General features: G+C 65.9%; 8 protein-coding genes, 1 tRNA gene and 1 pseudogene. 7 read left to right on the top strand and 3 right to left on the bottom strand.

The genetic code is table 11. From position 1 onward, the window contains the following. Positions 1-69 precede the first annotated feature (69 nt). The 5 genes from NRB20_RS05045 to NRB20_RS05025 all read left to right on the top strand — a co-directional run bounded on the left by NRB20_RS05045 (position 70) and on the right by NRB20_RS05025 (position 3,629). A complete protein-coding gene (locus NRB20_RS05045; protein WP_153408040.1) occupies positions 70-600 on the top strand; it encodes a hypothetical protein in 531 nt (176 codons plus the stop codon). 148 nt (positions 601-748) lie between these two features. After that, positions 749-1,906, top strand: coding sequence for an aminotransferase class I/II-fold pyridoxal phosphate-dependent enzyme (locus NRB20_RS05040; RefSeq protein WP_319944489.1), 1,158 nt, complete (start codon positions 749-751; stop codon positions 1,904-1,906). Between the two features lie 434 nt (positions 1,907-2,340). Then, positions 2,341-2,416: transfer RNA gene (locus tag NRB20_RS05035), tRNA-Thr, on the top strand. A gap of 214 nt (positions 2,417-2,630) precedes the next feature. Further along, on the top strand, positions 2,631-3,284 hold the full coding sequence (locus NRB20_RS05030; protein WP_153408039.1) for a hypothetical protein: 654 nt from the start codon (positions 2,631-2,633) through the stop codon (positions 3,282-3,284). A gap of 3 nt (positions 3,285-3,287) precedes the next feature. Then, positions 3,288-3,629 carry a hypothetical protein gene (locus tag NRB20_RS05025; RefSeq protein ID WP_153408038.1) on the top strand — a complete coding sequence of 114 codons (342 nt, stop codon included), beginning with the start codon at positions 3,288-3,290 and terminating at the stop codon, positions 3,627-3,629. A gap of 729 nt (positions 3,630-4,358) precedes the next feature. Here the strand turns inward: NRB20_RS05025 and NRB20_RS05020 are convergent. Then, the gene (locus NRB20_RS05020) at positions 4,359-5,522 is read right to left on the bottom strand and encodes an RNA-guided endonuclease InsQ/TnpB family protein (RefSeq protein WP_319944488.1); all 1,164 of its coding nucleotides are present in this window, start codon (positions 5,520-5,522) and stop codon (positions 4,359-4,361) included. Positions 5,523-5,544: 22 nt separating this feature from the next. Between NRB20_RS05020 and tnpA the strand changes: the two are divergent. Beyond that, positions 5,545-5,960, top strand: a pseudogene (gene tnpA, locus NRB20_RS05015) (IS200/IS605 family transposase). A gap of 102 nt (positions 5,961-6,062) precedes the next feature. Here tnpA and NRB20_RS05010 read toward each other — a convergent pair. Then, complete coding sequence (locus NRB20_RS05010; protein ID WP_153408036.1) at positions 6,063-6,329, bottom strand: hypothetical protein; 267 nt, start codon at positions 6,327-6,329, stop codon at positions 6,063-6,065. A gap of 487 nt (positions 6,330-6,816) precedes the next feature. Here NRB20_RS05010 and NRB20_RS05005 point away from each other — a divergent pair, with 487 nt between their 5' ends. Further along, positions 6,817-8,166 (top strand): alpha/beta hydrolase, encoded by a 1,350-nt coding sequence (locus NRB20_RS05005; RefSeq protein WP_153408035.1) that lies wholly within the window; start codon positions 6,817-6,819, stop codon positions 8,164-8,166. A 260-nt stretch (positions 8,167-8,426) separates the two neighbouring features. On the opposite strand, the gene NRB20_RS05000 is transcribed toward NRB20_RS05005, so the two are convergent. Then, complete coding sequence (locus NRB20_RS05000; protein WP_319944487.1) at positions 8,427-9,626, bottom strand: DNA polymerase III subunit delta'; 1,200 nt, start codon at positions 9,624-9,626, stop codon at positions 8,427-8,429. Between the last annotated feature and the right edge of the window lie 39 nt (positions 9,627-9,665).

Here is a 9,665-nt window from a genome sequence, read left to right as displayed (position 1 = left end):
CGCCCGTACACCGCATGCTGGTGATGCAGCCGAACCCCCTACCCTGCTCACCCGACCGAGGAGACGCACATGCCCGACCTCAGTACCCGGGAGCACACTCGCGAGTACCTGGCCGAGATATTTCCCTCCGACGATCGGGAATGGCGGATCCACCAGTTCCCCCACGGCTGGATCTGCCAACCGGAACCGACGCCCGAACAGCTCGCGGCAGGCCAAGCCCTCGGCCGGACGAACCTACTGATCGACGCGCACACCGCAGTGGTACTCGAATACCCGAGCTGGTCCATCGATATGGTCGCGGACGACTACACAACCACCAAACAGAACGGCCTTCCCCCCAACGGCCGGCAGATCCACCCACCCCTGTGGCGCCTGTCCATCCACCGGCTCCACGAAACCCCGGACACGATCACCTATCACGTCGAACTCCTGTCCCTGGCCACCCCACCAGCCGAACCCGCGGAATACGACCTCACCATCGACAAGCGAACCTTCCAACGCACCGGCAACGGTCCCCTGTCCGGCATCGTGATCGCCTGGACGGAATCCCGGAACAGACAACACGGCGCCTGGCCCGCCCGAGGCACCTGGAACGTCTGACCCACCGCCCTGAAGTGAATGTCAGAGTTTCGTCACCACGTCGACCGGCCCTGCCGCGGTCTCGGCGGGTGATGATCGTGACGAGCGGTATCGAGGACAACCACGTTCTCGGCACCGGAAGCGGTCACGAATTCCAGGAGGCGCACAGGTGGCAACCGTTGCCGCACGGGTCAGGGACCGGGTCGAGCATTTCCATGCGGAACGGCTGAACGGCGCGCGCGGGACCAGGCCGTTCCTTCAAGGTCGCCGACCCACGGCCGAGGACGTCGTGCTGACCGGAAACGATTACCTCGCCCTGGCCGACGATCCTCGGATCGCCGAGGCGGTCGCCGCGGCATTCTCCGGTGCCAGGCCACCACAGCAGTGTGTCGACCAGGGCAGGCTGGGCGACCGACTGGCTCGGTACACACATGCCGGCGCCGGCATCGTGTGCCAGTCGGGCTGGGACGCGAATCTCGGCCTGCTGCAGGCGATCGCGGATCCGCAGACTCCGGTCTACGTCGACGAGAAGGCACACATGTCGCTGCGGCAAGGCGCCGCGATGGCGGCAGCGCCGATTCACCTCTTTCGACACCACGAACCCGACCACCTGCGCGTCCAGATCGGCGAGCACGGCCCCGGCATCGTCGCGGTCGACGCGATCTGTAGCACCAGTGGCAGCCACAGCCCGCTGACCAGGCTGTGTGAGGTCTGCGAGGAATCCGGCAGTGTGCTGGTGGTCGACGAGTCGCACTCGCTGGGTATCGACGGACCGTGCGGGGCCGGCACGGTCGTCGGACTCGGTCTCGTCGAGCAGGTGGCGTTCCGCACCGCGAGCTTGGCGAAGGCATTCGCCGGACGCGCCGGCTTCATCGCGGTGCACGACCCGGATTTCGTCGACTACTTCCGGTCGGCGTCGTATCCGGCGGTGTTCTCTTCGGCCTTGCGCTCCCACGACCTCGCCGGGCTGGATGCCACCCTCGACGTCGTGCGCACCGCCGATCATCGCCGGACCAGATTGCACGAGATATCCGCGGCGGTACGAGAAGCGCTGGCGGCTCTCGGATTCGACCTCGCGGGATCGGACAGTCACATCGTGTCCATACCCACCGGACCCGACACACACAGCCTGCAGGTGCGCGACATCCTCGAACGACACGGCGTGCTCGGCGCACCGTTCTGCGCACCGGCCACACCACCGGACCGATCCTTGATCAGGTTCTCACTGCGCGCAACCCTCACCGATCCACAAATTCAACGAATACTGTTGGCTTGCAGCGAGATTCGTGACCGAATCGGCACCGCACCACCCAAGCCGGCACACTGAATGCAGCGTGCCCGCACCGGATTGCCGCCCATGGTCTCAGACTTCGGCGCACAGTTGTTGCCGCGCTGAGACCGCGCCAGGCCATTACTGGGCACCAGCCGAGCGATCCGACTGTCGTCGAGGTCGATGACGAACCGGCACAACATGTTCCGGCGTCGCCGCCTGCCAGTCCCACTTCGGTCGATTCCAGCTGTTCGCCGATCAGCTGCACACCCGCGGTTCCTGGGCCTGCTCCATCCGCTGCGGCGATCTGCCGACAACCTCCACAGCAAACAGTCTGCGCAGCTTTCGGGTCGGCTGACGGCTGCCGTCCGATACCCGTTTCTTACCGAAACCGGTCGAACACAGCCGCCGACCCTGCCAATTGCACCGCATTGACCTGTAGTTTTCGTGATCCATGCAGGAGGCGATAGACTCGCACAGCCGAAAGGCACGCCGCCTTAGCTCAGTCGGTAGAGCGCTTCACTCGTAATGAAAAGGTCGGGGGTTCGATTCCCCCAGGCGGCTCCAGGTCAGCGGGGGTTTCCGCATCCCGGGAACCCCGCCCGGCACGTCGATTGTGCCGAGAACGTGCCCAGCCTCGGGACAAGCCCAGCAGCTCATGCAGCCAAAGCGTGGAATGGTGTTGAGCCAACATGGTTGCCGATATCACCGTGTACCGCCGAGCAAACTCGGGCCAAAAGTCCCCAGGCGCAATCGATCCCCACCACATAACATTCGAGACATGAACCGTGCCAACTGGTTCCGCATCCTGCTGTGTGTGGCGGTGCTCGGCGGTACCAGCGGATGTATCGGCGCGGTGGACCGCGCGGACTTCGAGAACCAGATCCGGACCCGCGGCGGCGGACTGGTCAGCGCTCTGCCGCGGGCCGCGGTCGCGGCGCTGGCCGAGCGCATCGGCGCCGGTGACCCAGATGTGAACGTCATCCTGCTCACGGCCCCGAATTCGACCCAGTTCCGGCTCGTCCTGAACGACCAGCCGACCCAGGTGACCAACTTCCTGGACAGTGGCGATCTCACCGCCCGCGAACCGACTGTCCGCCTGCGCGTCCGCCCGCCCGGGCAACCCCGCGTACTGGACGAATACTCCTTCACCCTCGGCGACCTGAGTTCCCCACGCCCCGTGCGGGTTTCGGCGCTCGACGATCTGGACGGCGAGAACTTCACGATCAGCGAGGTGCCCGGCCTCGCGCATATCGAAGACATCGTCGACACCGCCCGCACCCGCAGCGAGATCCCGGACGGCCAGGTCACCGCCATCATCGTGAGCCGCTTCGACCGCGATATCCGCATGGTCGCCAACGTGGTGTCCGCGCGTTCGGAGGCGGTCGTGGAATTCGACCGCACCGGCGCGTTCCTCCGAGTCCAGCAGGTGTAGCCGATGCCCCGTGTAGTAACCGCGCTGGCGACCGGCCTCGTCGGCGGCGGATTCAGCATCGTGATCCCCGTCGCCATCTGGCCCGGCGAAGCGAAACTCACCGCGCCCCTGTTCTGTTCACCCCCGACCCCCACCCCGATGGTCGTCTCCGACACCTTCCACGACTCCGACGGCACCTCCACCAACTACACCCTCTACTGCGTAGGCGACCACGGCACCCTCACCAACGAAGGCTTCGCCCTCCCCATGCTGGTGATGCTCACCGCCCACATCCTCATCGTGACGGCCCTGGTCCTACTCATCCGTTCCCGTTCACGAACGACCCCCACCCCTACGACTCCGTGAATTCGGCGATCATCACGACCGCTCGTGGACCGTCGACCAGCCGCCACCACGTATAGCCCGGCCCCGGCGGCATATCGGCCGACGACAAGACACCGAGCGGCACGAATCTGTCGAGCCATCGAGCGGGAACATCCCTTCAGATTGCACCACCGGACGGGCTCGACAGCCGTGACTCCATGAAACCGGTGCGATTCATCCACAGCCGAGAAAGTTATCCACCGTTTCAGCATTTCCCCAGGTCACACGAGACCGGCGAACGTGATGTTGCCACACACTGGAACCGTCTTGCCGAGCGATCAGGGAAAGCGTGATGAGCACCGATGACGACGACCATATTTGTGATCGCAGCATTATCCGTGACGGTCGCGTCCGTGGGCCGGACAGTGGCAATAGCGCTCACGGTGCACGGCATACACGGGAGGTACCGGGCAGAAGCACTGCGTGGACTGGCGGAGTGCTTCCGGTTCTGGCGCAAATGAGCATCTCGAAGCGCTCACAGGTCCGATTGCCGGGGTATGAACGTGCGGTAGGCCAGCCAGGCGATGAACGCCTGATGTTCCAGTGGAACGGTCGGTGGGAGTTCGAGCCATTGGCGGTGGATGAAGATGGCGGTAAACCAACCGTTGCCCAGTGGGGTGTCATGTTCGGTGACGGTTTGACGTCCTCCCTACCCTGAAGGGTGGAGATTCCTACCAGCACATTCCAGTGCTCTCGGTGGGTTACTGCTTCTCAGCCAAGAGCCGGAACAAGTTCCGGGCTTACCTCGGCTCCACAGTCGTTTCGACTGTCCGCACGTCCTGCGGCCAGAATGTTCTTCGCGGCGTTCAGATCCCGGTCGTGGGTCGTTCCACAGCGGCACGTCCATTCCCGGACATGCAGGGGCTTGTTCTCCCCGATCGCCCCACAGACCGAACACATGCGCGTTGACGGAAAGAACCGGTCCACTTCGGCGAAGACGCGCCCGTACCGCTGCGCTTTCTCCTCCAAGATGCGCGTGAACGTGCCCCAACCGGCGTCGTGCACCGACTTCGCCAACCGGGTTCGAGCCAAACCCTTCACGCTCAGGTCCTCCACGAACACCGCTTGGTTGTCGCGGATGATCTGCGTGGAGTGCTTGTGCGCCCAGTCTTTCCGGGTATCGGCGACCTTGGCGTGAGCGCGAGCGACCTTCACTCGCGCCTTGACTCGATTGGCCGAGCCCTTTTCCTTGCGGGACAACGCTTTCTGCGCCTTGCGGAGCTTGCGTTCAACCTGCCGCAGAAACCTCGGCGAGGCGATCGTCTTGCCGTCCGAAAGGACCGCGAACGTCGTGAGCCCCAGGTCGATACCCACCTCGCAATCCGAGGGCGGCAACGGGTCGTCCTCGGTCCGCACCACGAACGACGCGAAATACCGGCCTGCCGCGTCCTTGACGATCGTCACCGACGACGGTTCGGATGGCAACTCCCGAGACCAGCGCACCGGGATATCCCCGATCTTCGGCAACCGCAGCTTCCCGCCGGAGGTCACCGCGAACCGCGCGTTCTTGGTGAACCGGATCGCCTGCCGGTTGTCCTTGCGAGAACGCAAACGCGGCGCCGCGACCTTCGCACCCTTACGTTTCCCGGTGATCGACGAGAAGAAGTTGCGGTAGGCGGTGTTCAGATCCGCCAAAGCCTGTTGCAGAACAACGCTGGACACCTCCGCCAACCACGCCCGCTCGGGTGTCTTCTTCGCCTCGGTCAGACGTGTGGACAACTCCGAATCCGGCAAGTACGACGACCGGTTCCGATGCGCTTCCCGCCGCGCGGCGAGCGCATCGTTGTACACCACCCGCGCGCACCCGAACGCCCGCGCCAGCGAAACCCGCTGGCCCGGCGTCGGATAGACACGGAAGTTGTACCGGAGTTGCACGCCCCCACACTACCAGCGGCTTATGACCGCCAATGAGTCGATACACCCTGGCAGACACTGTATTTCATGCTTCACGCCCACTCGGTTTTCCGCACCAAGTACCAGCATCGAGTCTTCGACGGCCGCCATCTGGCCCGGATGGAACAGATCATGCGGGACGTGTGCGCCGACTTCGAATGCGAGCTGGTGGAGTTCAACGGCGACACCAACCACGTGCACCTGCTGGTGAACTTCCCACCCAAGGTCGCACTGTCGCGACTCGCGAACTCCCTGAAAGGCCTGTCGTCGCGGCGGATGCGTCAAGAGTTCCCGGACCTCGTCACGCATTACTGGCGCGCCCAACGCCTGTGGTCCGGATCGTACTTCGCCGGATCAGTCGGCGGCGCGCCGATCTCTATCCTGCGCCAGTACATCGAACAGCAGAACCATCCACTCTAGGACACGCTCGGGCCATGGCGACCCTCCCACGTCCGCCTTCACCACCGGGCTGAAACCCGGCGCACTAGCGGACATCCTGGTAGCGGTCGCCTCTGCCGGGCGTCAGCGGTAGTAGCGGTCCGGGGTGTGGATGTCCCAGCCGTAGCGTGCGACGTGGGTGTTGGTGGCCGTCATCATGGCCGGTACCGAGGGGGCGGCGTCGGCGAAGCCGGGGTAGGCGCGGATGTCGGTTCTGGAATGACTGTGGAAAATCATTGTGGCCGTGGGTAATTCAGCGATCGCGCGATGCCCTCGTTGCCGCAGCGCTCCGACCGGCCGGTCATCGTACGTCAACTCCAGACGCCGCCACTTGGCCCGCGCAACCAGCATGCGCCGACGATAACGCGCCCACCCCCTCGACAGCACCCGAGTTTCACGCCCTCGCAGCGCCCTTCACGGCCGAACCACCACCTGAGCCTCGCAGAGACACCCAGCGAGATCACCCACGCCGAACACTCACCGACCGAGAACACCCACCCCACCCCACGACCGGTGGCATCCGGATTCGATGCACGCTACATTTCTGCGAGTTGCAATGAAAGGAGGTCCGATGCCCGGTCGACGCACGCTCGTCACAGCGGTGACGATGCCGCGCGCGATCACGTCATCGAACTCCCCGACAGCACAGGCAGATCCGATCCGAATCGCGAACGCGCAGGTAGTGCGGCCCACGCCGCCGCCGAACCGCACGATCGTGCGGATTCCCGGATCCGGCGGCAGTGCGAGCGCGACCGTGTCATAGATTTCGATACGGGCAAACCGCCCGAAACGAACCCTGCCGCCCCGCGGCCACATCCAGTCGGAGTGAAGGAAACCCATGTCCCGGTTCAAGACCCGGTGTGTCGCGCTGCTCGCCGGATTATGTGCGGCACTGTCCCTGACCGGGCCCGCGACAGCCGCACCCGCCCCGACCGCCGGACTGGTACTGCGCTCCGACACCGCGATCAACGCCCGCCTGCACGAACTGGTCTTCACCACCCAGCACCTCGACGCCCCCACCTTCGTGAGAGTGCTACTGCCGCAGGGATATTCGCCCGCCCGGCGCTATCCGGTCCTGATGCTGCTGGAGGGCTGCTGCAACGCCGCCCCGCAGGCCCGCGACTGGACCGACCCGGCCAAGGGCAACGCCGAGGCCATCGTCGGCGGCGCGCAGGTGATCCTGGTCATGCCCGACTCCGGCAAGGGCGGCTTCTACAGCGACTGGTACAACAACGGCCACGGCGGCAATCCGCGCTGGGAGAGCTACCACATCGGCCAGCTGCTGCCCTGGGTCGACGCGCACTACAGCACCGTGCCCGGACGTCGCGGCCACGCGATCGCGGGCTTCTCGATGGGCGGATTCGGCGCGATGAGCTACGCCGCCCGGCATCCCGACCGATTCGTCTCCGCCGCATCGTTTTCCGGCGCACTGGACTCCAACGACCCCAAGGCCATCACCACCGACGAGATGCTCGCCGGTCTGGACAACCCCGTCCCCGGCAGCCTCTGGGGCCCGCGCTCCACGCAGGAAGCCCGCTGGCGCGCCCACAATCCGTGGGATCTGGCCGCGAATCTGCGCGGCATGCACCTCGCGCTGTACACCGGCAACGGCAATCCGGGACCGTTCAACAAGACGTTCGACGCCACCGAGGGCAACAGCGTCCACCCGCAGAGCGTCAGCATGCACAACCGTCTGAACGCCCTCGGCATCGCCCACGAATGGCACGACTACGGCGGCGGCTCACACACCTGGTCCTACTGGCGACGTGACCTGTCCCAGTACCTCCCCGGCATGATGGCGACCTTCGCGCGCCCGCCCGCACTGCCCGACCCGTTCGCCTTCACCGCCGCGGAACCCCGTTTCGACGCGTACGGATATCAGGTCACCGTGAACCGCACCGGCCCGGCCTTCGCCACCCTCAGCGGCGTCACCCGCAACGGATTCACCTTGAACGCAACAACTTCCGCGACGGTCGCCACCGCCACCCGCTACCGCGCCGGCGCCCCCTACCAGGTCACCGTCACCACCCCTCGCGGCACCCGGATACAAACCCTGCACGCCACCCGGGGCGGCCGCCTCACCATCCCGATCACCTTGGGCGCCTTCACAACCCACCAACCGGACATCGACGCCGTCCTGGGCCAACGTCCCGAAACCGCCACCATCACCATCGCCGAACACATCTGATCGTTCAGCGTTGCCGAATCTCCTTGCCTGACAACCGATCTGTCCGACAGTCGGTCCGATCGACAGTCGACCCATCCGACGGTCGACGTCCTGCGAGTCGCCGACGCGCACGAACTCTCCGACGTCAGCGACGAGCAACGAGCCGCCGTCTGGCTGGGCTTCGAAGGCGCGACCCTCCCGCCCACCGTCCAAGCAGGCCTGAGCGGCCGCCCGCCTCGACGAGCCGAAAGGTACGGACCCCCAGCACGCCACCCGACGATTCAGCGACTACGCGCGGCGATGAGGGTGGCGACCATGGCAGCCACCGCGAAACGTGGTTTGACGTTGGTGTCCAACGCTTCTCGGCAATGCAGCACAGCCTCGATCGAGCGGAGCAGCCCCTCGGGCGGGACCTCGCCGGCCAGATCGCGGATCTCGTCGCGGAGATCGGGGTGGGTGAGGGTGACCGAGCGCGAAGGCCCGGATATCCGGACCGCGAGGGCGTCGCGATAGAAACCCGCGACATCGATCAGGGCGCGGTCCAGCGAATCGCGGCTGGTGCGGGTGGCGCGGGATTTCTGGCGACGTTCGAGATCCTTGAGCACACCGGCCGAACCACGCGTCGCCGAGGCGGTGCCCTTACCGGTGCCGCCCGCGCCCAGAGCCGTCGCCAACTCCTCCCGTTCGCGTTCGTCGCGAGTCGCGCTGACCTGCTTGGCCTCTTCCTCCGCGGACTTCACCAGTTCATCGGCCGCGGTATAGGCGACCGCGGACCGCGCGGTCGCCGCGACCAGCGCCAACGCCCGCTTGCGGCGGCTCCTGGCATCTTCGTCGGTGGCCAGGCGACGCGCGCGCCCCACATGACCACCGCTGATCGAGGCCGCCCACCCGGCGGTCTCGGCATCAAGCCCATCACGCTCACGCAGCACCTGAGCGATCGAATCGACCGACGGCGTCACCAGATGCATATGCCGACACCGCGAACGCAGCGTCACCGAGATGTCCTCCGGATCCACCGACGGCGCACACAGCAGGAACACCGTGCGCTCGGGTGGCTCCTCGACCACCTTGAGCAGCACGTTCCCGGCGGCCTCGGTCAACCTGTCGGCATCCTCGACCAGCACCACCTGCCAACGCCCGGTACTGGGCCGACGAGACGCCACCTGCACGATCTCGCGCATCTCCTTGGTGCCGATACTCAGCCCCTCGGGAATCACCCGCCGCACATCCCCGTGCGTCCCCGCCATCGTGGTGGTGCACGCATGACACTGCCCACACCCCGGCACCCCCGGACCGGTGCACTGCAACGCGGCCGCGAAACACAGTGCCGCGACCGACCTCCCGGACCCGGGCGGCCCGGTGAACAACCACGAATGCGTCATCGCCGACGACGAAACCCCGCTGCGCGCGGCGACCGCGGCAGCGGTCAATTCCGACTCGACCGCATCCTGGCCGACCAGCCGATCGAAGACACCCGCCACGGCATACACCCTAGCCGCCCCCACCGACACCTTTCCGGG

Origin of the sequence: Nocardia macrotermitis (assembly GCF_009604405.1) — a bacterium.
Classification (GTDB): Bacteria; Actinomycetota; Actinomycetes; order Mycobacteriales; family Mycobacteriaceae; genus Nocardia; species Nocardia macrotermitis.
Note: the sequence above shows the minus strand (reverse complement) of the source record. Positions and strands in the feature narration are given on the sequence as shown.

Excerpts from the sequence above, each read along its gene's own strand:
- NRB20_RS05045 (WP_153408040.1), top strand. The coding sequence starts at position 70 with ATGCCCGACCTCAGTACCCGGGAGCACACTCGCGAGTACCTGGCCGAG.
- NRB20_RS05030 (WP_153408039.1), top strand. The coding sequence starts at position 2,631 with ATGAACCGTGCCAACTGGTTCCGCATCCTGCTGTGTGTGGCGGTGCTC.
- NRB20_RS05025 (WP_153408038.1), top strand. The coding sequence starts at position 3,288 with ATGCCCCGTGTAGTAACCGCGCTGGCGACCGGCCTCGTCGGCGGCGGA.
- NRB20_RS05010 (WP_153408036.1), bottom strand. The coding sequence starts at position 6,329 with ATGCTGGTTGCGCGGGCCAAGTGGCGGCGTCTGGAGTTGACGTACGAT.
- NRB20_RS05005 (WP_153408035.1), top strand. The coding sequence starts at position 6,817 with ATGTCCCGGTTCAAGACCCGGTGTGTCGCGCTGCTCGCCGGATTATGT.